The sequence below is a fragment of the Nocardiopsis sp. M1B1 genome, from assembly GCF_052466615.1.
Genome location: NZ_CP196194.1, coordinates 3186827 through 3212205 on the forward strand (window position 1 = coordinate 3186827; position 25379 = coordinate 3212205).

The 25379-nt window shown below is 70.5% G+C and carries 25 protein-coding genes; 13 read left to right on the forward strand and 12 right to left on the reverse strand.

The genetic code is table 11. The features are described 5' to 3' along the window. Window positions 1–314 precede the first annotated feature (314 nt). From ACSTA4_RS13705 to ACSTA4_RS13715, 3 genes are all read right to left on the reverse strand, one after another. Window positions 315–899: a hypothetical protein gene (locus ACSTA4_RS13705; protein ID WP_444963872.1), complete on the reverse strand. Its 585-nt coding sequence runs from the start codon at window positions 897–899 to the stop codon at window positions 315–317. Between the two features lie 241 nt (window positions 900–1140). Then, window positions 1141–2769, reverse strand: coding sequence for an OmpA family protein (locus ACSTA4_RS13710; protein ID WP_444963873.1), 1629 nt, complete (start codon window positions 2767–2769; stop codon window positions 1141–1143). A 96-nt stretch (window positions 2770–2865) separates the two neighbouring features. Then, complete coding sequence (locus ACSTA4_RS13715; protein WP_444963874.1) at window positions 2866–3327, reverse strand: GNAT family N-acetyltransferase; 462 nt, start codon at window positions 3325–3327, stop codon at window positions 2866–2868. Window positions 3328–3761: 434 nt separating this feature from the next. On the opposite strand from ACSTA4_RS13715, the gene ACSTA4_RS13720 reads away from it, so the two are divergent. After that, a complete protein-coding gene (locus ACSTA4_RS13720) occupies window positions 3762–5027 on the forward strand; it encodes a GNAT family N-acetyltransferase (RefSeq protein ID WP_444963875.1) in 1266 nt (421 codons plus the stop codon). A gap of 69 nt (window positions 5028–5096) precedes the next feature. Here the strand turns inward: ACSTA4_RS13720 and ACSTA4_RS13725 are convergent, their stop codons facing one another. Next, complete coding sequence (locus tag ACSTA4_RS13725) at window positions 5097–6155, reverse strand: aminotransferase class V-fold PLP-dependent enzyme (protein WP_444963876.1); 1059 nt, start codon at window positions 6153–6155, stop codon at window positions 5097–5099. Between the two features lie 183 nt (window positions 6156–6338). Continuing rightward, complete coding sequence (locus tag ACSTA4_RS13730; RefSeq protein ID WP_212640101.1) at window positions 6339–6872, reverse strand: MarR family winged helix-turn-helix transcriptional regulator; 534 nt, start codon at window positions 6870–6872, stop codon at window positions 6339–6341. Window positions 6873–7232: 360 nt separating this feature from the next. Between ACSTA4_RS13730 and ACSTA4_RS13735 the strand changes: the two genes are divergently transcribed. The 5 genes from ACSTA4_RS13735 to fahA all read left to right on the forward strand — a co-directional run bounded on the left by ACSTA4_RS13735 (window position 7233) and on the right by fahA (window position 13712). Next, window positions 7233–8195 carry an MBL fold metallo-hydrolase gene (locus tag ACSTA4_RS13735; RefSeq protein WP_444963877.1) on the forward strand — a complete coding sequence of 321 codons (963 nt, stop codon included), beginning with the start codon at window positions 7233–7235 and terminating at the stop codon, window positions 8193–8195. 88 nt (window positions 8196–8283) lie between these two features. Next, the gene (locus ACSTA4_RS13740; protein ID WP_444963878.1) at window positions 8284–10209 is read left to right on the forward strand and encodes an FAD-dependent monooxygenase; all 1926 of its coding nucleotides are present in this window, start codon (window positions 8284–8286) and stop codon (window positions 10207–10209) included. Window positions 10210–10245: 36 nt separating this feature from the next. Next, window positions 10246–11454: a homogentisate 1,2-dioxygenase gene (locus ACSTA4_RS13745; protein ID WP_444963879.1), complete on the forward strand. Its 1209-nt coding sequence runs from the start codon at window positions 10246–10248 to the stop codon at window positions 11452–11454. Next, window positions 11451–12299 carry a hypothetical protein gene (locus ACSTA4_RS13750; RefSeq protein WP_444963880.1) on the forward strand — a complete coding sequence of 283 codons (849 nt, stop codon included), beginning with the start codon at window positions 11451–11453 and terminating at the stop codon, window positions 12297–12299. Before ACSTA4_RS13745 ends, ACSTA4_RS13750 begins: the two co-directional genes overlap by 4 nt. 195 nt (window positions 12300–12494) lie before the next feature. Next, window positions 12495–13712, forward strand: a complete 1218-nt coding sequence (gene fahA, locus ACSTA4_RS13755; protein ID WP_444963881.1) for a fumarylacetoacetase — start codon at window positions 12495–12497, stop codon at window positions 13710–13712. 92 nt (window positions 13713–13804) lie between these two features. Here the strand turns inward: fahA and ACSTA4_RS13760 are convergent, their stop codons facing one another. The 3 genes from ACSTA4_RS13760 to ACSTA4_RS13770 all read right to left on the reverse strand — a co-directional run bounded on the left by ACSTA4_RS13760 (window position 13805) and on the right by ACSTA4_RS13770 (window position 15768). Beyond that, a complete protein-coding gene (locus tag ACSTA4_RS13760) occupies window positions 13805–14680 on the reverse strand; it encodes an AraC family transcriptional regulator (protein ID WP_444963882.1) in 876 nt (291 codons plus the stop codon). 221 nt (window positions 14681–14901) lie between these two features. Then, window positions 14902–15120 carry a helix-turn-helix domain-containing protein gene (locus ACSTA4_RS13765; protein WP_444963883.1) on the reverse strand — a complete coding sequence of 73 codons (219 nt, stop codon included), beginning with the start codon at window positions 15118–15120 and terminating at the stop codon, window positions 14902–14904. A gap of 198 nt (window positions 15121–15318) precedes the next feature. Beyond that, window positions 15319–15768 carry an ATP-binding protein gene (locus ACSTA4_RS13770; protein ID WP_444963884.1) on the reverse strand — a complete coding sequence of 150 codons (450 nt, stop codon included), beginning with the start codon at window positions 15766–15768 and terminating at the stop codon, window positions 15319–15321. 251 nt (window positions 15769–16019) lie between these two features. On the opposite strand from ACSTA4_RS13770, the gene ACSTA4_RS13775 reads away from it, so the two are divergent. Genes ACSTA4_RS13775 through ACSTA4_RS13785 form a run of 3 tightly spaced genes read left to right on the forward strand, consistent with a single transcriptional unit; the run spans window position 16020 to window position 17170 of the window. After that, window positions 16020–16829, forward strand: coding sequence for a helix-turn-helix domain-containing protein (locus ACSTA4_RS13775; protein ID WP_444963885.1), 810 nt, complete (start codon window positions 16020–16022; stop codon window positions 16827–16829). After that, window positions 16826–16993 carry a DUF397 domain-containing protein gene (locus tag ACSTA4_RS13780; RefSeq protein WP_444963886.1) on the forward strand — a complete coding sequence of 56 codons (168 nt, stop codon included), beginning with the start codon at window positions 16826–16828 and terminating at the stop codon, window positions 16991–16993. Before ACSTA4_RS13775 ends, ACSTA4_RS13780 begins: the two co-directional genes overlap by 4 nt. Before the next feature lie 3 nt (window positions 16994–16996). Continuing rightward, window positions 16997–17170, forward strand: a complete 174-nt coding sequence (locus tag ACSTA4_RS13785; protein ID WP_444963887.1) for a DUF397 domain-containing protein — start codon at window positions 16997–16999, stop codon at window positions 17168–17170. A gap of 314 nt (window positions 17171–17484) precedes the next feature. On the opposite strand, the gene ACSTA4_RS13790 is transcribed toward ACSTA4_RS13785, so the two are convergent. Further along, on the reverse strand, window positions 17485–18702 hold the full coding sequence (locus tag ACSTA4_RS13790) for an MFS transporter (RefSeq protein ID WP_444963888.1): 1218 nt from the start codon (window positions 18700–18702) through the stop codon (window positions 17485–17487). Between the two features lie 118 nt (window positions 18703–18820). On the opposite strand from ACSTA4_RS13790, the gene ACSTA4_RS13795 reads away from it, so the two are divergent. Together ACSTA4_RS13795 and ACSTA4_RS13800 are read left to right on the forward strand one after the other, a co-directional pair. Further along, a complete protein-coding gene (locus ACSTA4_RS13795; RefSeq protein WP_444963889.1) occupies window positions 18821–19768 on the forward strand; it encodes an MmyB family transcriptional regulator in 948 nt (315 codons plus the stop codon). 405 nt (window positions 19769–20173) lie between these two features. Next, window positions 20174–20992 carry an MBL fold metallo-hydrolase gene (locus ACSTA4_RS13800; protein WP_444963890.1) on the forward strand — a complete coding sequence of 273 codons (819 nt, stop codon included), beginning with the start codon at window positions 20174–20176 and terminating at the stop codon, window positions 20990–20992. Between the two features lie 152 nt (window positions 20993–21144). On the opposite strand, the gene ACSTA4_RS13805 is transcribed toward ACSTA4_RS13800, so the two are convergent. The 3 genes from ACSTA4_RS13805 to ACSTA4_RS13815 all read right to left on the reverse strand — a co-directional run bounded on the left by ACSTA4_RS13805 (window position 21145) and on the right by ACSTA4_RS13815 (window position 23126). Beyond that, window positions 21145–21378, reverse strand: a complete 234-nt coding sequence (locus ACSTA4_RS13805) for a tectonin domain-containing protein (RefSeq protein ID WP_444963891.1) — start codon at window positions 21376–21378, stop codon at window positions 21145–21147. A gap of 507 nt (window positions 21379–21885) precedes the next feature. Next, window positions 21886–22545, reverse strand: a complete 660-nt coding sequence (locus ACSTA4_RS13810; RefSeq protein ID WP_444963892.1) for a class I SAM-dependent methyltransferase — start codon at window positions 22543–22545, stop codon at window positions 21886–21888. A 134-nt stretch (window positions 22546–22679) separates the two neighbouring features. Next, the gene (locus tag ACSTA4_RS13815; protein ID WP_444963893.1) at window positions 22680–23126 is read right to left on the reverse strand and encodes a glycine-rich domain-containing protein; all 447 of its coding nucleotides are present in this window, start codon (window positions 23124–23126) and stop codon (window positions 22680–22682) included. A gap of 585 nt (window positions 23127–23711) precedes the next feature. Here ACSTA4_RS13815 and ACSTA4_RS13820 point away from each other — a divergent pair. Next, window positions 23712–24608, forward strand: coding sequence for a hypothetical protein (locus ACSTA4_RS13820; protein WP_444963894.1), 897 nt, complete (start codon window positions 23712–23714; stop codon window positions 24606–24608). Window positions 24609–24947: 339 nt separating this feature from the next. After that, window positions 24948–25193 carry a cold-shock protein gene (locus ACSTA4_RS13825; RefSeq protein WP_444963895.1) on the forward strand — a complete coding sequence of 82 codons (246 nt, stop codon included), beginning with the start codon at window positions 24948–24950 and terminating at the stop codon, window positions 25191–25193. The last annotated feature ends 186 nt before the right edge of the window (window positions 25194–25379 follow it).

A 25379-nucleotide genomic window follows, 5' to 3' on the forward strand; every position in this document is an offset into this window, starting at 1 on the left:
GAGGGATCGTCAACGCGCGGACACCGGAACGCTCTCCTCACTGGGCGGGTTCTGTAGCAGACCGCTGTCGGTGGGAATGCGCTCCAGGCTCTGTGATGTGTCCTGCGTTCTTCGGAGTCGGATTTCCGGATGCCGGGGCCACGTGACCCTTGAAGGAGGGCATCGTGGGACGTCGTGGATACCCCGCCGAGTTCTATCGCAAGGTTTCGGCCTCGTTCTCGAAGCAGGTCCACACCCCGTCTCGGACCTCGCAGGCGCACACTGGGCGAGCCGCACGGCGACCGAGGGCTCGACCTCACCCAAAGCAGACGGACTCAGGTGTTGGCGGCGCCATAGTGCAGGACGCCGCCTCGTGGAAGCAGATATCCGATACCGCGCGTCTGCGGCAACTTCCCCGCCAGCGTCGACGAGTCGGTACAGCCGGAGACATCGAAACCGATGACTCCCAGGCTGAAGGGGGCGCTCTCGAAGGTTTCGGTTCCGATGGCGGCCAGCCACGCGTCCATCACGTCGGATCTGAAGAACGGCCGACCGTCCCAGTAGGAGAGACCCGCCTTGTCCAGCGCACCGACGGGGACGTAGAAGTCCAGCCAATCGTCGCTCTCACCACCGCCACGGATGGCCACACAACCACACACGACCGGTTGGCCTGTGGGCAGGCGGACCTGACCGCGAAGGTGCCCGAACTCGGCCAGTGAGCCGACCGTGCACGGGACAGGATCCTGTTCCCCAGGTTCACGGTCGGTCCGGCCGAAGCACCCGTGGACGTCCGCGGCGGACCACAGAGCACTCAGAACGGCTTGAACCCGGGCGTCGTCGCTCGACCCAACCTCTATGGCCAGCTCGTAGTAGCCACCGGACCAGTTGCTCTGGTCCCGGAAGGCTGCGGGGCTCGTCATGGCACGATCATGCGGCAGAGCCTCCCGTAACGCCACCCGCGTCCAAGTACACGGTCGAACCGAATGGGATGAGCCCTCGGGAGAGGAGCTCTACGCCTTAGGAGACCACCACGACACCCCCGCTCCGGGAGGACGTGGTCAGCGGCGGGCGGGTCGTGGCCGAGGCCCTGACAGACCTCGGCCACGACCGGCCATGGGAGGCGCCACCGCGGGCACGGTGAGTGCCCGCGGTGGACGGCCCCTACTCCACGGGGACCTCGAAGGTCCCGAAGTCCGCCGCGTGGAGTGTCACGGCGTCCGTCTCCGCCGACGGCGCCGGGAAGTAGACGAAGACGCGTTCGGTGTGACCGGTCTCCAGCGGCCGTACCGGCCACTGCGGGGTGGTCAGGTACCGGGCGCGCTCCAGGTCCTCGGTCGGCCGGGGCCCCACGCGCACCGCCCGGTAGTGCACGTCCTCGTTTCCATCGGCGGTGAGGCTGAACGCGGTGAACCGCCCGCCCGGGTAGTCCCGGGAGTTGAGCGGGCGCAGCACCGGTGGGACCGTGCCGCCGGTGTCCATGTGGCGGATGTCGAAGACCCCGACGAGGTAGGCGCCGTCCCGGTACAGCGGACGCACGCCGAGTTCGTACTCGGCGTTGCCCTGGACCAGGCCCGCCTCGGCCGTGTCGATCACCTCACCGTCCTCGGCGCGGAAGGGCGCCGGGGGAGCAGCGGCGCCGGTCCGGCCGTCGGGCGACCCGGTCCGCTGTTCGGCGCCGGTTTGGGCGTCGCCGGGCTGCCTGATCTTGTAGGAGACCTCCACACGGCGGTTGGTCGCCCGTGCCTCCTCGTCGTCGGCGCCGCCCTCCTCGACGAGGGGTTCCTCGGCCCCCCTCCCTTCGATCTCGTACTCGTACTCGGTGCCCAGACCTTCCTCCAGGACGTCCAGGACGGCCTGGGCGCGGCGCTCGGACAGGTCCTGGTTGTAGTCTTCGCTGCCGCGGCCGTCGGTGTGGCCGACGACGCGGATGGGCGGCCGCGACGGGTCGGCGTTCTCCCGGGTCTCCTGTACGACCTCGGCCAGCACGTCTTCGGCTTCGGCGGTGAGGGTGGCCTCGTCGAAGTCGAACAGTACGTCGGCGTGCAGGCCGATGGTCTCCTCGTCGGTGGTCGAGGTCCGGGTTCGTGAGGAGTCCTCGATGATGCTGTACAGGTCGCGGGCGTAGGCTTCGGGCTCGGAGGTCATCTCCGCCTCGCGCAGGGGGACTGCCACCGTGTCGCCGGGGCTGATGTCGGACGGGTCGACGCTGTCGCCGGGCGGCTCCGACGGGGGTTCGCCGTCGATGACCGGGATACCGGTGAACTCACCGAACGAGCCGTTCACGACCAGGGTGATCCGCTCGGTGTCCTCGGGCAGCGGGGGGAAGTGCACCTGGTACTCGTAGTCGGCGTCCATCACCCAGTGTGGGACCACCTCGCTGCCGATGGTGGTCTCCCCCGACTCGTCGCGGACCGGCGAGTAGAAGGCCTGTTCAAGCGGATCGACGAGGTTGAAGGCGCTGTGCTGGCGGTCGAGGGCCCCGGTACCGAAGGGGGCGGGCAGGATCAGGTCCTCCCTGTCCTCGCCCTGGTCGTTGAGGGGGGTCACCGTCAACCGCAGGACGCTCCGGTCCTCCCAGCGTTCGACGTGGTGCACCGAGATCCGGGTCCGGAACAGGTTGGACCCGACCTGTCCTTCCCGTACGAAGGGCCCCTCCGGGTAGTCCGCACCGTTCTGCTGCCCTTCGCGGTCCGGTTCGGGCCGGGGCTCGTCCTGGGAGCCCGGCAGGGTGCAGCCCGAGACCAACAACGTCACGCACGTGAATACGGCCAGCCATGATCGCAATGCCATGGGCTCCTTCCTCAGGGGGTGATCTGCGCGGTGTTGGATGCCCGGCGCGTACGGTCGGTTTCCACCGGCGGACGCCCGTACCGGCTCTACTCCGGGCTACCCGGCGCCGCGGGTCCACCGCCCCATGGCGGGCCACTCCCTGTCGGGGGCGTGCACGGGAGTGAACCCGCACCGGAGGAAGAACTCCACCCTGCCCTCGGCGCCCTCGCCCTCCTCGGGCAGCAGGAACACCCACTCGACCCCGGCCGCGCGGGCCCGGTCCACGAACCCCTCCAGCAGGCCCCTGCCGACCCCGCGCCGTCTCCAGCCCGGGTCCACCACCACCGCCAGCACGTACCCGTGCGGTGGCGGTGCCGGGCTCCCCGGCCCCTCGTAGACGCCGTCCAGCACGCCCTCCACCCACCCCACCACCGCGCCGTCCGCCTCCGCGACGAGCACCACCATGTCCTCGGGCAGCAGCGAGGCCGGGTAGCCCTTCTTGTCCAGGTGCGGTGAGGCGCGGCCGATCAGGGAGGCGATGCCCGGGCCGTCCCCGGGGCGGGCGGAGCGCACGATCATGCCAGCAAGGTAGTGGCCGGACGCGGTCGGCCACCAGTGCGCGCACCGGGCCGACCCCTGACCGAACCGGACCGGTCCGCGCCCGTCCGGGCCGGTCCCTGTCCGCTCCGGAACGCCGCACGTCCGCCCGGGCGGAGCCGGTCCCTTCCCACGCAGGCCCTGAGGGCAGCGCGCCGCGACCGCATGGTCGGCCTGGAGCCGCACCGCGAAAAGGAGTGGCGCGCCCTCCGGTGGAGTCCGTACGTTGTGGCTCTGGCCCTCCGGGCCCTGTGCGCCGTGCGCCGGGACCCACGGGCGCGCTGTCCGGGCCTGGGGCCTGGGCCCCATGTCCGGAACATGCCAGTATCGACCTGAACACGAAGTGGAACCCGGGCCCGTCCCGCCCTCGCCGCGAGTGCGCCGGTCCCCGGTTCGAAGAGTGGAGGACCGCAGCCGTGAACGCCGGAGGGGACGTCACCCCGACCGAATGGACCGTACGGGGAACCGACCGCGACGAGTACGCCGAGGTGATGCGCGTCGTCGGTGAGGCGCTGCTGTCCTCGGACCCGCCCGAGGACCGCGAGCCCTTCCTGCGCCCCATTCTGGACGCCGAGGGCTACGACCGCGTCCTGGTCGCCGTGGACGGGGACGAGATCGTGGGCGCGGTCAACGACTTCGCCTTCGAGATGGCACTGCCCGGCGGCCCCCGCCCGGTGGCCGGGGTGACCGGCGTGGGCGTGTGGCCCACGTACCGCCGCCGCGGCGTGCTCAGCGCGCTCATGCGCCGCCAGCTCGCCGACATCCACGCGCGCGGAGAACACTACGCCGCGCTGTGGGCCTCCGAGGGCGCCATCTACGGCCGGTTCGGCTACGGCCCGGCGGTCACCGAGATGGAGACCGCCTTCCGCCAGTCCCACGCCCGCCTGCGCGCCGACGCGCCCCGCGACCCCGCTCTGCGGGTCCGCCTGGCCGACCCCGGGCAGGTGCGCCCGGACCTGGAGCGCGTCCACCGCGAGGTCGCCGCCGTCCAGGTCGGCCAGTTCCAGCGCGCCGCCCACTGGTGGGACCGGGCTCTGCGCGACCAGGTCCAGTTCCGCGAGGGCCGCGGTCCGCTGCGGGCCGCGGTGGTCAGCGGCCCCGACGGACCGCTGGGCTACGCGCTCTACCGCACCCGCAACAGCTGGGAGCGCGATGGCTCGCGCGGAGAGGTGTACGTCAAGGAGGTCACCGCCACGACCCCGGCCGCCTGGACCGCCCTGTACGACCACCTGTTCAACCGCGACCTGGTCACCGAGATCTCCTTCAACTCCGTGGCCGTGGACGACCCGCTGCGCCACCTGCTCGTGGACAGCGGCCGGGCGGCGCCCACGCTCTACACCTCCCTGTGGGTGCGGCTGGTGGACGTGCCCGGGGCCCTGTCCGAGCGCTCCTACGCCGCGCCCGTCGAGGCGGTTCTGGAGGTCGCCGACCGGTTCGCCCCCTGGAACGCCGGACGCTGGCACGTCAAGGCCGACACCGGCGGCGCCCGAGTGGAGGCCACCGACGCCGCCCCCGACGTCAGCCTGGACGTGTCGCACCTGGGCGCCGCCCACCTGGGCCAGACCACCCTGGACGGCTACCTGCGCGCGGGTCTGGTCACCGAGCACACCCCGGGTGCGGTGGAGCGCCTGGACGCGGCCCTGCGCCGCTCCCGCGCGCCCTTCTGCGGCACGGTCTTCTGACCGCGGGGGCGCGTGGTCCGGTCCCGCCCACCGGCGGGGCCGGACCCGCGTCCTCAGCCCTTCAGCGCCTCAGCCCTTGAGCGCCTTGACCAGCCGGTCCACGTCGGACTCGTCGTTGTACAGGTGGAACGCCGCGCGCATCCGCCCGTTGCGGGCCGCCGTGACGATCCCCGCCTCGGCCACGCGCTCCACCGCGCCCCCGGGCACCGGAACCGACACGATCGCCGACCCGGCGGGCTCCATGTCCATGGCCTCGCGGAAGCGGTCGCCTAGGGCCGCGTCGTGCTCGCGGATGACCTCCACCCCCACCTCCTCCACCAGGGACAGGGTCTCCTCCAGCCCGACCCACGCCCCCCACACCGGCGCCAGGTCCAGGCGCCGCGCGCCCTCGGCCAGCCGCAGCGGACCGCCGTAGAGCGACTTCCAGGGCTCGTGCGCCCCGTACCAGTTCGCGGCGAGCGGGGAGAGTTCGGCCAGTGCCTCCTCGGTGCCGGTGAGCAGAGCAGAACCGCGCGGGCCCAGCAGCCACTTGTACGTGGCGCACACCGTGTAGTCGACCCGGTCCACGGGCAGCGGCAGCCACCCGGCGGCCTGGGTGGTGTCCAGCAGCAGCCGCGCCCCGTGGTCGGCGCAGGCCGCGATCAGGTCCTCCACGGGGGCGATCGCGCCGTCGGCGGACTGCACGGCCGAGACGGCCACCAGGTCGGTGTCCGGTCCCACCCGTGAGGCCAGGTCGGCCAGGGGCACCTCCCGCACGCTGATCCCCGCGTCCGCCCTGGCCATGAAGGGGTGGACGACCGAGCTGAACTCGTCGGCCGCCGTCAGCACCCGCGCGCCCGGGGCCAGGCTGGCGGCGACGGTGCCCACGAACTGGGAGGCGTGGCTGCCGATGGCCACATTGGCGGGGGACACCCCGTTCAGGCGCGCGTAGGCGGAGCGGGCGCGCTCGATGCCCGCGTCGGCCGCACCCGGCTGGAACCGGCCCGCGGCCACGTCGCGGGTGTGCCCGTCCAGGGCCCGCAACGCCCGCCGGGGCGTCAGGCCGTGCGTGGCGGTGTTGAGGTAGGTGTTCTCGGCAGCGAACTCCTGCTGCGCGGCCCGCAGGCGGGCCCGTCCGGCTTCGTCCATGCCCCTGATGCTCACAGCGCGGCGGGGGCCGCTCAAGGTCCATTCCGGCCGGGAACGGACTGCCTTTGGCGCGGCCGAGGCAATCGGGCCGACGGGCGCGGACCGCCTTCCGCGCCGGACGGCGCTCGGAGCGGTCGGAGCGGACCGTGCGGCCCCTCTTCCAGCCCCCGGCGACCTCGGATCTCAGATGCGGAACTTGGCCTCGGCCTCGGTGGAGCCCGCCATGAGCTTGTTGAGCAGGCGCACGAGTTCCCGGCGCTCGTCGGGTTCCAGCGCCTCGGCCCATGCGCTCTCGCGCCGGTTGTGCGCCCGGAAACCGCCGAGGATCGCCCGGTACCCGGCCTCGGTGAGGCTGAGCTGGAGGGCGCGCCGGTCGTGGGCGGCGCGCTCGCGCACGATGAGCCCGTCGCGTTCGAGGGTGTTGAGCAGCGCGGACAGCGCGGCCCGGCTCATCCCCGAGATCTCGGCGGTGGTCTTGGCCTCCATGGGCCCGGCCAGCCACAGCGCGAAGATCACCCGGAACCCGGGCCAGGTGAGACCGCGCGGGCGGTGCACGGACGACTCCAGGTCGTAGATGACCATGCTCGTCGCCCGGTTGAGGGTCAGGACCATCCGCATGGCGTCGGCGTTCACGGAGGGCAGTTCCTGCTCGGCCTTCCGCACCGCGTAGTCCACGAAGGACCAGAAGGTGAGTTCGGGGGCGGTGTCGTGGGTCACGTCGGTCAGCCTAGTGCCTGATCTCCCGCCGGGACCGGTCGAGCCCGGCCCCGCGCGTCCGCGCCGGTCGGCGGACGGCCGCCCCCGGTTCCGGCACACGGCGGGCGGCACGGCGCGCGCGTCGGCACCGGTCGGAGCCGCCGCGCGCGCCGCGCACCCCCTTCACGACTGCGGGCGCGAACCGCCAGGTGGGAGGTCGGCGGGCACGCCCGCCCCCGTCGTATCATGTGATCTGTATCACTCAGTAGTGGGCTCCGGGCCTCTTGGTCCTGTGGCGCGGAGCACGTTATGGTCAGGATCATCAAACCTTTGATCAATTGGGCGGCGGCAGCCGTCCGGAGCGAGTGAAGGGCCCCGACCATGGCAGCCAAGCCGTTCGCCTCATCCGCCGACACCGAGGCCAAGGAGCAGACCCTGGAGGTCCTGGCCGACGGCGTCTACGCCCTCACCGCCGAGGGCGACCCGAACGTGGGCGCCATCGAGGGCGAGGACTTCCTCGTGGCCTTCGAGGCCCTGGCCACGCCCGCCGCCGCGGGGGAGTGGCTCGCCAAGCTGCGCGAGCACACCGACAAGCCGATCCGCTACCTGGTGCTCTCGCACTACCACGCGGTCCGCGTCCTGGGCGCCAGCGCCTTCGACGCCGAGATCATCCTGACCCACGAGAAGACCCACGAGCTCATCCGCGAGCGGGGCAAGGAGGACTGGGCCAGCGAGTTCGCCCGCATGCCGCGCCTGGCCAAGGACGCCGACTCCGTGCCCGGGCTGACCTGGCCCACCCAGACCTTCGCCGACCGCACCACCATCGACCTGGGCGGCGACCGCGGCGAGCTGGTCCTCCAGTACTTCGGACGCGGCCACACCGAGGGCGACATCGTCGCCTGGCTGCCCAAGCAGAGGATCCTCTTCGCCGGGGACCTCGTCGAGGCCCAGGCCGCCCTCTACACCGGCGACGCCTTCCACCGCGACTGGGCCGGGGCCACCCTGGACGGCGTCAAGGCACTGGAGGCCGAGATGCTCGTCGGCGGGCGCGGCGCGGTCAGCCGCGGCCGCGAGGAGGTCGACGCCGCCATCGAGCAGACCCGCGGCTTCCTCGACGTCATGATCCGCGAGGTCGGCGCCGTCCACGGACGCGGCGGCACCCTCAAGGAGGCCTTCGAGGCCACCCACGCCGCCCTCGTCGGCGACTACGGCCACTGGCCCATCTTCGAGCACTGCCTGCCCTTCGACGTCTCCCGCCTGTGGGACGAGTTCTCCGGCATCGAGCGCCCGGTCATCTGGACCGCCGAGCGCGACCGCGAGGTCTGGGACCAGCTCCAGGGCTGACCCGCCGCGGCCGACCCGCCGCCCCGCCCGCCGACTCCCGATCCCTTCCACGCCCGTACGGGGCGTCCACGCCGAACGGAGCCACCAGATGCGACCCCCCGCTCCACGCACTCCCGCGGACACCGCCGCCGAACCCGTCCTGGTGCTCGGCGCGGGCCCGGTCGGCCAGACCGCGGCCCTGCTGCTGGCCCGGCGGGGCGTCCCCGTACTGCTCATGGACGCACGGCCCGAACGCGACGCCGTCGGCTCCAAGGCCATCTGCCAGCAGCGCGACGTGCTCGACGTCTGGGACTGGCTCGGCGCCGGACAGGTCGCCGAGGAGGGGCTGACCTGGGACACCGCCCGCACCTTCTACCGCGACAGCGAGCTGTTCAGCGTCCGCCTCCCCGACCCGGGCGCCTCGCCCCTGCCGCCGTTCGTCAACATCTCCCAGTCCCGCACCGAACAGGTCCTCGACGAGCGCCTGGCCGCCGCCGGGGTGCGCACCCTGTGGAACCACCGGGTCACCGGCCTCTCCCAGGACGCGCGCGGCGTCACCGTCGAGTGCCGCACCCCCGACGGCCCCGTCCGCCTGCGCGGCTCCCACGCCCTGTCCTGCCTGGGCGCCCACGGCGGGGTGGTCCGCGAGGCCCTGGGCCTGTCCTTCGACGGCACCACCTTCGACGACCGCTTCCTCATCTGCGACATCCGCGCCGACCTGGCCGGATGGGAGCGCGAACGCCGCTTCTACTTCGACCCCGAGTGGAACCCCGGCCGCCAGGTGCTCATCCACCCCTGCCCCGGCTCGGTGTACCGCATCGACTGGCAGGTGCCCTCCGACTTCGACCTCGACGCCGAGGAGGCCAGCGGCCGACTGGAGGCCCGCATCCGCCAGATCATCGGCGAGCGGCCCTACGAGATCGTCTGGCACTCGGTCTACCGATTCCACACCCGTGTGGCCGAACGCATGCGCGCGGGCCGCGTCCTGCTGCTCGGCGACAACGCCCACCTGGTCGCCCCCTTCGGCGCACGCGGCCTCAACTCCGGGGTCCAGGACGCCGAGAACGCCGCCTGGAAGCTCGCCTACGTCCTGGCCGGATGGGCGGGCGAGGAACTCCTGGAGAGCTACCACGCCGAGCGCCACGCCGCCGCCCTGGAGAACGCCGACGTCACCAGCGCCACCATGCGCTTCCTCGTCCCCCAGGACGAGGAGGAGCACCGCGTCCGACTGGCCGTGCTCGAAGCGGCCCTCACCGAGGAGGCGGCCCGCGCCCGGGTCGACTCCGGACGCCTGGCCGAACCCTTCTGGTACACCGACTCGTCCCTGACCACCCCCTGCCCCGAACGGCCATTCGGCGGCAGGCCCCCGCGCGGCCGGGCGCCCGCCCCCTGCCCCGGGGTGGTCCTGCCCGACGCACCCGTGGACCTGTCCGGCGACCTGCCCGGTGCCGACGCCCCCGCGCGCCTGCGCCCCCTGCTGCGCGAGGGCCTGACCCTGCTGGTGGGCGCCGCCCCCGAGGGCGCTGACCCCGACGCGTTCCTGGAGGGCGTGCGCGCCGCCGCGCGCGGGGCCACCCCGGCGCCGGTCACCGCCCTGTACCTGGACCGGATCGACACCACCGGCGCGCTGACCAGGGCACTGGCCCCCGAACCGGGACAGGTGTGGCTGGTGCGCCCCGACGCCCACGTCGCCGCCGTCGTCGCGGGCGCCGACCCCGACGCCGTGCGCACGGCCGTGCGCACCGCGCTGGGGTTCGCCCCGGCCCCGACGGTGCCCGCCCCGACGTTCGGCGCGTCCGACGCGAACGCGGCCAGCGGGGCGAACGAGCGATCCGACGCGAACGCGCCGGGCGGCGCGGGCGGCGAGCCCATCTCGTCCACCGCGACCGACCGGCCCGCCACCGCGCCCGCGCCGGGCGGCGCGGGCGGCCCGGCCGCCGCCCGGACTTCCGAACCCAGGGCCTCCGCCGCCACGGACCGCCCCGCAGGCGCCGCCCCCGACCCGCGCGGCGACGAGCCCGCCCCGACCGCCTGACCCGGACCCACTCCACACGGAAGGGACAACACCGCCATGGCCTACTACCGCCAGGTCGGCGAGGTGCCCCGCACCCGCCACACCCAGCACCGCACCCCCGAGGGCGGGCTGTACTACGAGGAGCTGATGGGGGAGGAGGGCTTCTCCGCCGACTCCTCGCTGCTCTACCACCGCGCCATCCCCTCGGCCATCGTCGACGCCGCCGAGTGGGAGGTCCCCGACCAGTCCCGCACCCGCAACGCCCCGATGGTGCCGCGCCACCTGAAGCTGCACGAGCTGTTCTCCGACCAGGAGTGGAAGGCCGCCGACGTCGTCGAGTCGCGCCGCCTGGTCCTGGGCAACGACGACGTGCGCATCTCCTACGTGGTCGCCGGGGCGCCCTCGGAGCTGTACCGCAACGGCATCGGCGACGAGTGCGTGTACGTGGAGTCGGGCACCGCCCGCGTGGAGACCGTCTTCGGCCTGCTGGAGGTCGGCCAGGGCGACTACGTCGTCCTGCCGCGCGCCACCACCCACCGCTGGGTGCCCACCGGCGACCAGCCCCTGCGCGCCTACGTGGTGGAGGCCAACAGCCACATCGCCCCGCCCAAGCGCTACCTGTCCCGCTACGGGCAGTTCCTGGAGCACGCCCCCTACTGCGAACGCGACCTGCGCGGCCCCTCCAAGCCGCTGCTGGCCGAGGGCGAGAACGTCGACGTGCTCATCAAGCACCGCGGCGACGGGCCCGGGGGCATCTCCGGCACCCGCTACACCTACCCCACCCATCCCTTCGACGTCGTGGGCTGGGACGGGTGCCTGTACCCCTACGTCTTCAACGTCGCCGACTTCCAACCCATCACCGGCCGCGTGCACCAGCCGCCGCCCGTGCACCAGGTGTTCGAGGGCCACAACTTCGTCATCTGCAACTTCGTGCCGCGCAAGGTGGACTACCACCCCGGCGCCATCCCGGTGCCCTACTACCACTCCAACGTGGACTCCGACGAGGTCATGTTCTACTGCGGTGGCGACTACGAGGCCCGCAAGGGTTCGGGGATCGGCCAGGGCTCCATCTCCCTGCACCCCGGCGGCCACTCCCACGGGCCGCAGCCCGGCGCCTACGAGCGCAGCATCGGCGCCGAGGCCTTCGACGAACTCGCCGTCATGGTCGACACCTTCCGCCCGCTCGACCTGGGCGAGGGCGGCCTGGCCAGCGACGACGGAGTCTACGCCTGGACCTGGGCCGGGGGACGGAGGGAGCGGCGGTGAGCGCCGAGCTGTACCGCGGCCTGTTCGACGACGCCGCCCTCTTCCCGCCTGGCAACGCCCCCATGGGCGGGGCGCTGCCCGCCCACCGCGCCCACCGGGCCGGGCAGCGCGCCGAGTACGTCGGCCCGTTCCTGGTCTCCGACGCGCGCGTGGGCGAACTGCGCGCCGTCCTGGCGCGTGAGGAGCCGGGCCACGGCCCGCTCGCGGTCGTGGTCACCGTCCCCGGCGGCGCCGAGGGCGTCGGCCCCGCCGTCGCGGCCGCGGGCACGGACCCGGCGCTGCGCCTGGCCGGGGTGGAGGCCGCCGCCGCGCCCGGGACGGCCGCCGAGGTCGCCGCGCGGCTGACCGAGCACCTGCCCGAGGGGGCCGAGGGGTTCGTGGAGGTCTCCCGCCAGGGGGACGTGCCCGCCGAACTGCGGTCGCTGGCGGGCACCGGCCACAGCGCCAAGTTCCGCACCGGGGGGCTCACTGTCGAGGCCCATCCCGCGGAGGAGGAGCTGGCCGAGTTCCTGCACTCGGCCGTGGAACTGGACGTGCCCTTCAAGTGCACGGCCGGGCTCCACCACGCCGTTCGCCACACCACCGACGAGGGCTTCGAGCAGCACGGTTTCCTCAACGTGCTGCTGGCCACGGCCGCCCTGCTCGACGGGGCCTCCGAGCGGGAGGCCGCCCTCGTGCTGGCCGACCGCGACGGCCCGCGCCTGGCGGCCCTGGCCGCCAAGCTCACCGACGACGAGGCTCGGCGGGTGCGCGGCCGGTTCCGCTCCTTCGGCACGTGCAGCGTCACCGAACCCCTGGAGGACCTGGTCGTGCTCGGGGCGCTGTCCGCCTCCCGCGCCCGCTGAACCGTCTGACCCTGGGGCCTGACCGCTTCAGGGTCCTGTTTGCTCCGAGGGGCCGCCCGCTTCGGGAGCCCGTCCGCTTCGGGAGGCCGTCCACTTCGGGAACCTGTACGCCCCGAGGCCCGGCCGCTCGGAGACCCTGTCCATGTGAAGAGCCCCCCGCTTCGAGAAACCGTCCACTCCAAGAAAGCGAACGCCATGCCCGACAGCTGGCTCGACCTCGCCCCGGACGCGCAGTTCGGCCTGGCCACCCTGCCCTACGGCGTGTTCGGCACCGCCGACGACCCCGCGCCGCGCACGGGCGTGGCCATCGGTGACCACGTCCTCGACCTGGGGGCTGCGGCCCGCGCCCTGGACGCGCCCTTCGCCGACACCGTCGACCGGCCCAGTCTGGACGCCCTGCTGGCCGCCGGACGGCCGGTGTGGGACCAGGTGCGCGCCGCGCTCACCGACTGGTTCACCGACCCCGCGCGCGCCGAGGCCGTGCGCCCGCACCTGGTGGACCGGGCGTCCGTGCGCATGCACCTGCCCTTCACGGTCGCCGACTACGTGGACTTCTACGCCTCCGAGCACCACGCCAGCAACGTCGGCCGCATGTTCCGCCCCGACCAGGAGCCCCTCACCCCCAACTGGAAGCACCTGCCCATCGGCTACCACGGGCGTTCGGGAACCATCGTGGTCTCGGGGACCGACATCGTGCGCCCCACCGGCCAGCGCAAGCCGCCGACCGAGCCCGTTCCCGTCTTCGGGCCCTCGGTGCGCCTGGACATCGAGGCCGAGGTGGGCTTCGTCGTCGGGACCGGAACCGAGATGGGCGAGCGTGTGGGGGTGGACGACTTCGCCGACCACGTGTTCGGGGTCTTCCTGCTCAACGACTGGTCCTCCCGGGACCTCCAGGCCTGGGAATACGTGCCGCTGGGGCCGTTCCTGGGCAAGTCGTTCGCCACGTCGGTGTCGCCGTGGATCGTGCCGCTGGCCGCGCTGGAATCCGCGCGCGTGGAGCAGCCCGCCCAGGACCCCGAGCCGCTGCCCTACCTCCGGGGCGACGGCGGGCCCTGGGGCCTGGACCTGCGCCTGGAGGTGCGGCTGAACGGGCACCTGGTCTCCACGCCGCCGTTCTCGCAGATGTACTGGACGGCGGCGCAGCAGCTCGCGCACATGACCGTCAACGGGGCGTCCCTGCGCACCGGGGACGTGTACGCCTCCGGTACGGTCAGCGGTCCCGAGCGCGAGCAGCGGGGGTGCTTCCTGGAGCTGACCTGGAGCGGGAAGGAGCCGCTGAGCCTGCCCGACGGCACCGAGCGGACCTTCCTGGAGGACGGCGACGAGGTGACTATTACTGCTACGGCCCCGGGCCCGGACGGAACCACCGTGCACTTCGGTGAGGTGACCGGCAGGATCCTCCCCGCCCGCTGAGATCTCGGCACGGCCCCGCGCAGCCTTCAGAGGGCGCGCGGGGCCGTCGTGTCGTGCCACCTGCGGGACGCCCCGTCAGGGTCGAGGCACGCTCACCCCGTTGCCGGGCCCTGCTTCTCCACGGGCAGCCACAGGTGGCCCGAACCGAGGTCGGGCTCCTCCTGGTGCTCGACGGCCACCATCGCCGGGCCGCGGGCGGTGTGGTAGGTCGGGTGGGCCGGGAACCACTCGGTGTAGACCGCGCGCCACAGCGCTTGCAACCCGTGGGGGAAGGCCACCCGCTCGAAGGGGAACACCGCCCAGGTGCCCGCGGGAACCTCCAGGCGCTCCATCCCCTCGGGGACGGAGGCGGGCGCGGCGGTGGCCGCGGCGACGTAGTAGTCCACCTCCTCCCCGTCCGGCAGGGCGACCATCACCGACAGCGCGCCGCGGGGCTCCTGGTCGCTGAGCGCGTCGAGCCGCTCCCAGGTGGCGTCGTCGACCGCTTCGGTGAAGGCGACCATGTCGGGGTTGGGCCCCTCGTCGACCTGAGGAATCCGCCTTCCCGGCCCGACCAGGGCGAAGGCGTCCTTGTCGAGGATGCGGTAGCGCATCGTGGTGCTCCCTTCGATGGTGAGGTGGAAGGCCAGGCGGGGCTGGGAGACCAGCGCGGCCCCGGTGCGCCGGGCCTGGCCGGGGGTGACGCCGTGCACGGCGCGGAAGGCCCGGGTGAACGCCTCGGCCGAGGAGTACCCGTGGCCGACGGCGATGTCGAGCAGCGTCCTGCGTCCCTCCAGCACCTCGGCTCCGGCCAGGGTGAGGCGGCGTCTGCGCACGTACTCCGACAGCGGCATCCCCGCCAGGGCGGCGAACATCCGGCGCAGGTGGTGCTCGGAGGTCAGCGCGGTGCGCGCCATCGCCGCCACGTCCACCGGGCGGCCGGGGTCCTCCTCGACGTGTTCCAGGGCCTTGTTCAACCGGTCCAGCATCGCTTCCCCCTTCGTTCACCGGTGACGTTAACGAGCGCGGGCGATGTGGTTCCCGACAGTTGCCGTGCGCCTGCGATCAAGCCGGGGCCCGCCGAGTCGGGCCCACGTGGCCGAAGGCATGCGGCGGCGGTGGTCGGGTCCGGCCACGGCGCGGTTCCCGGCCTGGCGAGACGGTGGTCGTCCCGCGCGGTCGTGAGGCCGTGCGGGTCCTTCACCCCGACTCAGGCGTTGGGGAGGGAGGGTTCGTCCGGCTGGTTGAGGAGGGTGGCGATGTGTTCTTTGGGGTAGCGGCGTGCTCCGCCGGGGGTGCGGAAGGGTTTGAGGGCGTTGTCCCATTGGCCTCGGTGGAGGCTGCGGGGTCGGATGTTGAAGAGGGCGGCGACTTCGCTGGGTGTGAGGACGTCGGGGCGGCCGTCGAGGAGGTAGCTGTAGTCGGGCATGAGGGGCTTTCCGTGCTCGGTGTTCTTGCTCTGTGTTGTGTGAGTGGTCGATCGGGTGGGGTGGCCCCGCCTCCCCGGGGAAGGAGGAGGCGGGGCCCCAGGGCTGGCGCGCAGGGCACCGGCCCGTCCGCACCGGCCCGGGGGACAGGTCGGGTGGTGCGGAGCATGGAGCGCTGAGCGCTCACAGGGGTGCGTGGGTTACCAGGGGAAGACGGCGCGGACGGTGATCGCGCCGCAGGAGTGCTGCTTCCAGTCCCAGTAGGAGCACAGGGCCTCGACCAGACGCAGCCCGTTGCCGCTGGGACGCATGGGTTCGGGACCGGGCACGCGCGGGAACGTGGGTTCCTCGCCGGGGCGGGGTCCGTTGTCGGTGACCCGGAGTTCGAGATGGCGTGAGGTGCGTTCGATCTCCACGCGAATGCTGCCGCCGGAAAGCCCGGACGCCGAGTGACGCAGCGCGTTCGTGACCATTTCCGATACGGCGATGCTGACGGGTTCGGCCAGGCTGGGTCGGGAGCGGGTGGCCTGGGCGGCCCAGCGGCGGGCGATCTTGACGTGGCCGAGTTCGGGGCCGAGCAGGATGCCTGAGTTGGTGGCGGTTCCGCACAGTCGGCGTGGAAGCGGGATGGGCGGAACGGTAGACTTCATTGGTCTCACCTCGTGTCTTTGCGGGACAGGTGGGGCATATGGCCTCGGCGACCGCTCTCTACTTCGGTCTCCGAGGCTTTTGCGTGGGGCCGTCCCTGGTTTCTGGCTTAGCGAAGGGGGCGGCCCTCGCTGCTGTCACAAGGGAACACCATCGAGTAAGGTGCCAGAAAGTTGTTTCTGGAAAACTGAAGATTCTTGAGATCTAAATGCGGACTCTTGAGGGTTCCTGAGGGTTCGCTTACAGTGGTCATGTGTCGAAAGATAAAAACCCCTCAGATGTCCGTTTTGGTGCAGCTCTAATGCGACTGCGCAAGAAGCGCGGGCGAACGCAGGCATGGCTTGCTGACCAGCTCAGGTGTAGTGACGGGCACATTGGGAACGTTGAAAACGGACAATGCCCGCTTCATGCTGCACGAGTTGACAAAGCCGACGAAGTTCTCGAAGCGGGCGGCGTCCTCGCGCGGCAGTACGCTGAGCTTTACCAGCCGGAGACCATCGACTGGCTGGATGAGTTCCACCTGCTCCAGAAGTCGGCTCAGGTGATTCGGGAGTACCAGCCGGTGCTCTTCCCCGCCCCTCTGCAAACGCCGGGGTATGCGCGCGCAGTCATAAAATCAAGTGCTCCATGGTTCACCGCAAAAACAGTGGATGAGCGAGTTGCGTTGCGTGAGTCCCAAGGACAGTCAGTTCTTGAAGGGGAAGCTCCGCATTACCACATAGTCCTTGACTATGCTGTGGTCATCCGCCCTGTGGCTGCCCCGAAAGTAATGTCGGACCAATTTGCCAACGTCGTGAAACTCATGGAGTCCGCTCGGATCATGCTCCAGGTGTTCGACTGGGACGCCCTTCCCCAGCTCGGCCTGGGTGGGCCCTTTTCGCTCCTGTCTAGCATGAACGCTCCGGATGTGCTCTACGCCGAATCGTTGTACCTAGGCCAGACCACAGACGACCCCGGCCGAGTACGCCAGTATGGGATGCTGTTTAGTGAGTTGCAGGCCAGGGCCCGGTCGCCGGGCGCAACGGTCGACCTGCTAAGGAAGAAGGCTGAGGAATTCCGATGACGGAGTGGCATAAGTCCTCCTACAGCACTGCTGCGGAGAACTGTGTGGAGGCCCGTGAGGGTGCTGTCGGTGCAGAGGTTCGTGACACCCAGAACCGTCACCAAGGGCATCTGACATTTACTCGACAGGAGTGGACTGCTGTTCTCGCTGTCACGAAGGGATGAGCTGTGAGGTCTGACTGGCACAAGTCCAGCTACAGCGACGGCGGTGGAGGTAACTGCGTCGAGGTCCGAGAGGGCGTCTTCACAGACGTGCGCGACACCCAGAACCGGCAGCTGGGTCACTTGGCGGCCCCGGCGCCCGAGTGGACCGCCCTGCTCGCAGCGGTGCGCGTCCAGTAGCAGCACAGCGCGAACCGGCCCCGCCCAGGCGTAGTGGGCGGGGCCGGTTTCATGCTGACACGCAGCAGAAGCTATCGCGTTGTCGCCATGCTGCCCATAGGCCGAAAGGCCCGGCCGGGACGTCAGCCCACAGCCGGAACCCTCCTCACCGTTACGCCGGACTGGACCCGGCCCGGTGATCGGTCCACGCCTCAGCTGCCTCAGCCATCCCACCCAACCACTTCTCACCCGCGCGCAACTCAGCGAACCATCGGTTCAGCTGCGCATTCGACCGAGCAACATCCGCTGTGCACGCTGGACCCGCGCTCTCGGGATCATCGGACCCGAGCCAGTTCGGCAGACTGCCGACCGGTGGCGGACTTCCTGGATTGCAACCAGATGACGACCCCGATCACGAGCGCCCCGGCGGCGAGCAGGCCGCCCGCGAGGTTGGGGCTGCTGTCACCGAGCCCCGCGCTGATGACGTAGCCGCCCAGCCAGGCGCCGATGGCGTTGCCGAGGTTGAACATGCCGATGTTCATCGAGGACGCGAGGTTCGGAGCACCAGCGCGTTCGGCCCGCTCCATCACCAGACGCTGGATCGGGGAGACCGTGGCGAACCCGGCGGCGGCCATGAGGAACACCGCCGCGAACGTGACCACGACGCTTCCCGCGGCGAGCCAGAACGCGAGCAGCGTGACCGTGAGCAGGGCCAGGCTGCCCAGCAGCAGGCCCATGAGGTTCCTGTCGGCCAGCCGTCCCCCCACGATGTTGCCGATGAACAGCCCGAGCCCGAAGACGAGCATGTAGGCCGTGACCCAGCTCTCCGGGGTGCCGGTCGCGTTCATGGTGATCGGGGCGACGTAGGTGATGGAGGTGAAGAACCCCGCCGGTCCGAGGATGGTGATCAGCATCGCGAGCAGCAGTTGCGGATTGGCGAAGGCGCGGACCTCCGCGGCGAGGTCGAACGACTCGTCGGTGTCGCTCGCCGGGATGCAGGCGAGGATGCCGACCAGGACGATCAGGCCGATCGCCGAGATCCCCAGGAACGAGCTCCGCCAGGAGAACTCCGTGGAGACCCACGTGGCGACCGGGGTGCCGATGAGCGTGGCCAGGGTCAGGCCGGAGAACATGAACGCGATCGCGCTGGTCCTCCTGTGCGCGGGAACCGCGCGCGAGGCGATGATCGAGCCGATGCCGATGAAGGCCGCGTGGGTCAGCGAGGAGACGACTCTGCCCAGGAGGGTCAGCGCGAAGGACGGGGCGAAGGCGGTCAGCAGGTTCCCGACCACGAACAGGGCCATGAGGACGAGCAGGAACCTCTTCTTCTCGAACCGCTGCCCGAGCAGGACCAGGACCGGGGCGCCGAGGAAGACGCCGAGGGCGTAGGCCGTCGCGGCCCAGCCCGCGGTGGTGACCGAGATTCCGAATTCGGTGGCGATTCCGGGCATCAGGCCGGAGATCGCAAACTCCGTGGTGCCGATTCCGAAGGCGCCGGCGGCCAGGGTCAGCAGCACCAAGCGGGTGCGTGAGGCGTTGTCTTGCGAAAGCATGCCCACCAGCCTGACCGGCCCGGGACGCGGCAGCCAGACACCCGTTGAGCGTGCACCCGGGGTTCCTACCACTGACAGGGTCATGCTCGCGCAGGTCAGGAGGCCTACCCTGGTGTGTATGACACCTTCGGCGAGCACACCATCGGGGAACCTGGGCGAGTTCCTGCGCTCACGCCGCGCCGCCCTGGACCCCGAACGGACCGACGTCGTCAGCTGGGGCCGACGCCGCAGGGTTCCCGGGCTGCGACGCGAGGAAGTCGCCCAGCTGGCCGGTGTCAGCGTCGCCTACTACACACGGTTGGAACAGGGACAGGCGCGCAACGCCTCCACCGAGGTGCTCCTCGCCCTGGCTCGGGCGCTACAGCTGACGCCGACCGAGACGGAGCACCTGCTCGACCTGGCCAAACCCTCCCCGCTGCGCCCCGCGCCCAGGACCCGGCCCGAGCGGCCGCACCCCCGGGCGCTGGCGATGCTGGAGGCCGTGTCCGACCAGTCCGCAGTGCTCCTGGGGCGGCGCAACGACGTGCTGGCCTGGACCCGGACGGGCCACGCCCTGCTGGCCCCGCACCTGCCGTTCGAGAGCACCGCGGACCCCGCGACACGGCCGTCCATGCCGAGGCTGCTGTTCCTGGACCCGCGGGTGCGGGGTTCCTACGCGGATTGGAAGACCGAGGCGTGCACGAACGTCGCCTACCTGCGGCGGATCAGCGGCAAGTACCTCGACGACACCCGCCTGGCCGAACTCGTCGGGGAGCTCAGCATGAAGGACCCCGAGTTCGCCTCCCTCTGGGCGTCCGGCCGCGTGGGGGAGTGTGTCGGCGGCACCAAGCGCTTCCGTCATCCCCTGGTAGGTGAGCTGAGCATGGAGTTCCAGATCTGGCTGCAAGCCGACAGCCCCGACCACCGCCTGGAGGTCTACACCCCGGCCGACCAGATGTCGGCCGACGCGATGACCCTGCTCGGAACCCTCACGCACGACCCGGGTGCGGGCGGCGGTCCTGCCGTCGCGGCCGACAGCGGCGACAGGGCTCCGGCACGGACGTCATCGGAGTACCGGAGGAACTGACCGGAGGCCGAGTGGACCGCCCTGCTCGCGGCGGTGCGCGTCCGGTAGCGGCACAGCGCGAACCCGCCCGAGGCCGACGTCCAGAGCATGCGCGATCTGCTCGTGTGTGAGCGGGATCGGGGTGTCGAGGTCGATCCACCGTCACACAGCGCGCTCGCTGCTCGCACCCGGCGGGCTGGGGCGTGGGGCCCGCGATCATTCCCGGCGTCTCCTGAAGGCGCCGCCCCCTCGCACCCTCCGGCCGACGTGCCGCCGGATTCCTGTCTCTGGCTGTCGATAATCTGCGGCAAGCAGCCCGAGCTCAGTCCCAAGCAGCAAGCCGAGCTCCGGCGACTACACGATCACCGACCTCACCGAGCTGTCTGCGAATGGCTCGATCAACCCGCGAAGAAGGGTAGGGCCGCCATGCTGACGCAGGTCGCGGAGGGTGTGCTGATCCACCAAAGCGAGTTGCTCCGGAACAACGCCGTTGTCGTGCAAGGCCGGGCGGGTGTGTTGCTCATCGATCCCGGGCTCACCGGCGACGAACTGACCTGTCTTGCGAACGACCTGTCCGAGACGGGCCAGCCCGTCGTGGCAGGCTTCTCGACGCATCCTGATTGGGATCACGTGCTCTGGCACGCCGACCTCGGCGACGTTCCCCGTTACGGCACAGCCCGCTGCGCGGCCGACATGCGGGCTGTGCGGTCAGATGCGGACTGGAAGGCCCGCGCCGCCGAGGGGCTACCGCCGGAAATCGCCGAGGAGACACCGCTGGACCTGTACGGCCTCATCACTGGTCTGCCTGCCGGAACTGTGCGGATTCCCTGGGACGGCCCTGAAGTCCGGATCATTGAGCATCCGGCGCATGCCCCGGGCCATGCGGCGCTGCTGATCAGGGAACGCGGGGTGCTCGTGGCCGGTGACATGCTGTCTGATGTCTTCGTTCCGATGCTCGACGACTTCAACGACACCAATGACCCGGTCGAGGACTACCTCGTCGGGCTGCAACGGCTTGCGGACGTGGCGGGCGACGTCGATGTCGTCATCCCCGGTCACGGGTCCGTCTGCGGAGCTGATCAGGTACACGCACGGATCGAACAGGACCGCGCGTACGTACACGCCCTGCGCGACGGCGTTGTCCCCGACGACCCGCGGGTCGACTCGCCTGAGCCCGGCTGGGAATGGGTGAGCGACATCCACGCAGGGCAACTCCAGCGTCTCGCCCAGAGGAGAGCGTCATGAACCGTGGGGCGGGGACGGCGTTGCCGGGCGCGTGAGCGTCCCGGCGGCCGGAACAGCCTGCGCATGGGCACCCTGTTCCACAGGACGGGGCAGGCGGGGAGCCCCCCGCGACTCCGTCGACGCGGGAGGCCCTCACCTGTCGCGGACCCGGATCAGGGCTGGTCGCCGGTGTAGCGGTAGATGTTGTTGTTGGCGTTGACGCCCCAGACGGTTCCGTCGGCGGCCGCGCTGATCTCGACCAGCCCTCCGGGGATCTTGATCCAGGGGTTGGCGTCGTCGTTGGTGTAGCGGTAGATGGCCCCGCTGGCGTTGACACCCCACACGTTGGTGCGGGAGCCCGCCGAGATCCTCGTCAGTCCTCCGGAGATCTGCTTCCAGTGCGCCATGTCAATCGTCTCCGTCCATTGGGGGTATTGCGCTGAACTCTCAGGAACACCTGTGGCACGGCCGGTCCGGGGGAGACCGGTGCACCTGTGGGGCGACGCTGAACGCGGAGGATTTCGGCAGCCCGGACACCGGCCGCTGATCCCCCTTTCCTCTTCCGGAAATGGGTCCGCTGAACGGGGTGGGCACGACGGTGTTCCACCACTTATCAGTGGAACCGCGGAATTCTCGCCTTTCCCGACCTCGCGCGCCACTTCCGTTGAGATGCCCGGGGGTGGGACGAAGCAACCATCTTGGGCCCGTTTCGGCCAATGTTAAAAACGTTATTCACGCGCGAAAAGATCCGTGATATTGAGATGGCAAATGCACTATGGGTGGAAAAATATAAGATTTCCGAAATGTATTTCCGTGTGCCGGCGGTGGTCCAGGGGCGCGGAGTGGCCGGAGGCCGGTCGCCGTTCGGCCGACGTCGTTGCCCGCGCGGACTGTCCCGGCGGCGGCACGGGAACTCAACGGGAAGCGGTTCCGATCAGGGTTCCCACATGGTCGGCCTCCGGGGCCGACTCCTCCCACACGCGCACCTCACGGAACCCGTGACCAACCAGAATCTCCTCCCACACCTCGGGTTCGTAGGCCCACCGGTACACCCACACCTTCCGGCCGTTGAACCCACCTCCGTACATGCCCTGCACTCCGTACGATCCGGGAACCGCGGGGGCGTGGGAGAACACGAACAGGCCGCCGGGTTCCAGACGTTCGTGCACCAGCGGGAACAGCACGTCGGGATCGGTGAACCAGGCCGCTCCCCACACCGAGTAGACGGCGTCCCACCGCTGGCCGGTTCCCGCCAGGAACTCGACCACGTCCGCATGGTGGAACTCCGCGCCCAGGCGGTCCCACCGGAGGCGGGCCCGCTCCACCGCCACCGGTGACACGTCCAGCCCCGAGGCCTTCACACCTTGAGAGGAGAGTGCGGCGACGGCCGCCCCCTGCCCGAACCCCAGCTCCAACGCGGAGGCGGGTTCCCCCAGCAGTTCGAATCCGGGCCCGTGGCCCGGGTACTGAGTCCACTCCAAGGCGGTGGCCAGCGCCTCCTCCGGGTCCTGTGGGGCGACGCCTTGGGCGTAGCGGTCCCAGTAACCCGGGACGTCCGTGGTCGGGTTGGCCATGGTTGCGGTCCTCGCGGCTCAGGAGACAGGACCCGCACCACGGTAGCCACGGCAAAGCTGAGACGGCAGGGGAACAACGAAAGAGGCCGACACCTCCGCAGGTGTCGGCCTCGTCCGGGTTCTACTCAGGCTTGTCAGTGGCAATTGCTGCCCGGGTGGCAGGGGCTGCATCGCATCGCGTCACGGTCCCACAGCGGCCAGTCCACCGCGAACCCATTGGACTCGATGATGCGGGCGGTGCGTTCCACCGTTCCGTCGTACTTGAAAGCGATCTCGGGGACGTGCTCCAAGAACCTCCCGTCGAAGTGGTGGTGGCAGAACTCGCGGTAGTTCACCGTGTCCAGGATGAACCCGTGCACGGCGATGTCCACGAGCGGCCCGCATCCGACTTCCAGGCCCTGTCCCCACTTCTCCATGGCGGTGACCAGGTAGGCGACGGCCTGGCCGAAGCACCGGTCGGCCATGACCGAGTCCCAGGGGTGGTCGCGGGTCAGCAGAAGGATCTGTCGTTCCCACACCTCGGGAGCGACGAAGCTACGGGGGTCACGAGTAGTAGTGGGGGTGTCGATGATGGAGGTCATCAAGTGTCTCCTTCCCGTCCCCGGAGGAGGGCTCCGACCGGGGGTGTGCCTCCTAGTGGACGCCACCGCTGATAGGCGCATCAATGCGGTTGTGGTGAGCGAACATTGACCGCGACGGCAATGTTGGCCCCATCCCGCTCCGGGTACGTCCCCGAATCCCCCGATCTCTGGGAGACGGACGTGAAGGTCACTCGCGCGACTCGCGCCCAGCTCGCCCGCGACGCTGCCCGTATCCGCGCCGACCAGCAGCGTTACGGCGCTACCGTCCCTGCGATCGCTGCTCAGATCGCTCGGGACCTACCCATCACCCGCCTGGAGGCATGGCGTCTCGCCTACGGGTGGTCGCGCCCCCACGTTGTCGAAGCCATCGCCCAGGTGTACCGGTCGGACGGGCTTGCGCCTCCCGGTCTTACCACTGCCATGTTGTGCCGGTGGGAGCACGGTCACACCCGCCCCGGCCCCGACTATGTCCAAGCCCTCACTCGTGTCTACGGGGTGACTCCAGAGCGCCTGGGTGTCCCCCTGCCACTGTGCACCCCCGGTTGGTACGGTCACCGCATACCGCAGCCGCGACAGGAGCACCACATGCCCGCCGAGTACCCCGAACTCACAGCCGTCGCTGACAGCATCGCCCTCACTGGCCCTGGCGGGAGCACTCCCGACCTTGCGGCACGGGCGTTGGAGTTCTACGAACTGCGGTACAGCGACTATCCTCCCCCTGCGCTGGCGGCAGAAGTGGCCCGCTGCCGGAGTTTGCTCATGGGCCACCACGACATCGACACTCGGCGTGTGCTCGGCTGGATGTCTGCACTTCTTGGCAACCTCGCCCACCACACTGGGGACCCGGCTGGCGCCCTCATCCACCTCAGCGCGGCGGCTCGTGTCGGAGAGCAAGTCGGTGATCGGTGGCTATCGGGGTGGGCGTTGGGAGCCCAATCCATGGTCACTCTCGGCCAGAGTCGGCCGGTGGACGCGTTGGAGCTGGCGGAGCAGGCCGCAGTGTTCTCAGACTCCTCATTGAGGCGTGCTCAGACCACTGCCTGGTGTCGTCTGCGTGCCCTTGCCGCGTTGGGGGATGGCGAAGGCGTGGGACGGGAGAGCAGGGAGGCACAGCGGTACATGGACACCGCGGAGGAAGTGCCGGGCCGGTTCGGGTTCGATCGGGCGGAATTCGAGCTGCATCTCGGGGAAGCCAGGCTGGGCCATGATCCGGGAGTCGGAGCCCAACACGCGGAAGTGTCGGCGAGGCTGAAACGCGTGGGGTCCCCGGGGTGGGCTGCTGCCACGGTCGTGTTGGCTCGTGCTCAGGCAGCGCTTGGAGATGCAGAAGCCGCGACTGAGCTGGGGATGCGGGTGGCGGAGGCGGTTCCGACTGGAGACCTGAGGGATACCACCAAGGGGAGGTTGCGTCATCTTGTGGCGGATTTGAGCGGTTACCGGGGTGCTGATGGGCTGCGGTCTGTTCTTGAAAACTGTTCATGAGGGTGTAGCACGATGACCTGGTCCAAGAGGCGGAGGCAGTCGTCACGCGGGGCCTATGCGGACAGTAAGGCGGTCCCCTCATCGCTCACACGTAGCTAGGAGGGTGACCCCTGCGAAACCAGGTCGTAGCCGAAGTGTGTCTCGTGTCTACCTCTCTGTTCATCCATCGGTGCACTCCGGTGTTGACACATGAGGTGGATGGAAGTGTGGGCACGGGGTTTCGTCCTGGTGAGCGCGTAGCCGCTGGGTGTCCGGGGCGGAGTCCGCTAAGTCGGTTGTTTCCGGCCGTTTCTGCGTCTTTCCGAGGCGATCCCATGCCATGATTTTTGTGGTTCGATGATGACAACCGCCTACTACCGATGGGGAAGACACGTGGCTGAGCGCCAGACCGGCACAGTGAAGTGGTTCAACGACGAGAAGGGGTACGGCTTCATCACGCCGGAGTCCGGACCTGACCTTTTCGTTCATTTCAGGGCGATCGAGGGCACCGGCTTCAAGTCGTTGCAGGAGGGGCAGAGGGTCAGCTTCGAAGCTGTTCAAGGAAACAAGGGGATGCAGGCAGACAAGGTTCAGGTGGAAGGGTAGGCAAGCCCGCCCGAGCTGAAGCTCGCGAAGCCCTCGCACTCGGTCTCTTCCGGGCACGGGGGCTTCGTCGTGTACGGCGCTTGGACCACCCCGTCCGGTGGTGTCGGGGTGAGCGCGCGGGCTGCCCGGCCGAGCCCGGAGCGTCGTGCCGTGGCGGGGATGGCCACCGGGCCCGGCCCTCCGGGT

Excerpts from the sequence above, each read along its gene's own strand:
- ACSTA4_RS13705 (WP_444963872.1), bottom strand. The coding sequence starts at position 899 with ATGACGAGCCCCGCAGCCTTCCGGGACCAGAGCAACTGGTCCGGTGGC.
- ACSTA4_RS13710 (WP_444963873.1), bottom strand. The coding sequence starts at position 2,769 with ATGGCATTGCGATCATGGCTGGCCGTATTCACGTGCGTGACGTTGTTG.
- ACSTA4_RS13715 (WP_444963874.1), bottom strand. The coding sequence starts at position 3,327 with ATGATCGTGCGCTCCGCCCGCCCCGGGGACGGCCCGGGCATCGCCTCC.
- ACSTA4_RS13725 (WP_444963876.1), bottom strand. The coding sequence starts at position 6,155 with ATGGACGAAGCCGGACGGGCCCGCCTGCGGGCCGCGCAGCAGGAGTTC.
- ACSTA4_RS13735 (WP_444963877.1), top strand. The coding sequence starts at position 7,233 with ATGGCAGCCAAGCCGTTCGCCTCATCCGCCGACACCGAGGCCAAGGAG.
- ACSTA4_RS13740 (WP_444963878.1), top strand. The coding sequence starts at position 8,284 with ATGCGACCCCCCGCTCCACGCACTCCCGCGGACACCGCCGCCGAACCC.
- ACSTA4_RS13745 (WP_444963879.1), top strand. The coding sequence starts at position 10,246 with ATGGCCTACTACCGCCAGGTCGGCGAGGTGCCCCGCACCCGCCACACC.
- fahA (WP_444963881.1), top strand. The coding sequence starts at position 12,495 with ATGCCCGACAGCTGGCTCGACCTCGCCCCGGACGCGCAGTTCGGCCTG.
- ACSTA4_RS13760 (WP_444963882.1), bottom strand. The coding sequence starts at position 14,680 with ATGCTGGACCGGTTGAACAAGGCCCTGGAACACGTCGAGGAGGACCCC.
- ACSTA4_RS13765 (WP_444963883.1), bottom strand. The coding sequence starts at position 15,120 with ATGCCCGACTACAGCTACCTCCTCGACGGCCGCCCCGACGTCCTCACA.
- ACSTA4_RS13770 (WP_444963884.1), bottom strand. The coding sequence starts at position 15,768 with ATGAAGTCTACCGTTCCGCCCATCCCGCTTCCACGCCGACTGTGCGGA.
- ACSTA4_RS13780 (WP_444963886.1), top strand. The coding sequence starts at position 16,826 with ATGACGGAGTGGCATAAGTCCTCCTACAGCACTGCTGCGGAGAACTGT.
- ACSTA4_RS13790 (WP_444963888.1), bottom strand. The coding sequence starts at position 18,702 with ATGCTTTCGCAAGACAACGCCTCACGCACCCGCTTGGTGCTGCTGACC.
- ACSTA4_RS13795 (WP_444963889.1), top strand. The coding sequence starts at position 18,821 with ATGACACCTTCGGCGAGCACACCATCGGGGAACCTGGGCGAGTTCCTG.
- ACSTA4_RS13800 (WP_444963890.1), top strand. The coding sequence starts at position 20,174 with ATGCTGACGCAGGTCGCGGAGGGTGTGCTGATCCACCAAAGCGAGTTG.
- ACSTA4_RS13805 (WP_444963891.1), bottom strand. The coding sequence starts at position 21,378 with ATGGCGCACTGGAAGCAGATCTCCGGAGGACTGACGAGGATCTCGGCG.
- ACSTA4_RS13810 (WP_444963892.1), bottom strand. The coding sequence starts at position 22,545 with ATGGCCAACCCGACCACGGACGTCCCGGGTTACTGGGACCGCTACGCC.
- ACSTA4_RS13815 (WP_444963893.1), bottom strand. The coding sequence starts at position 23,126 with ATGACCTCCATCATCGACACCCCCACTACTACTCGTGACCCCCGTAGC.
- ACSTA4_RS13820 (WP_444963894.1), top strand. The coding sequence starts at position 23,712 with ATGCCCGCCGAGTACCCCGAACTCACAGCCGTCGCTGACAGCATCGCC.
- ACSTA4_RS13825 (WP_444963895.1), top strand. The coding sequence starts at position 24,948 with ATGACAACCGCCTACTACCGATGGGGAAGACACGTGGCTGAGCGCCAG.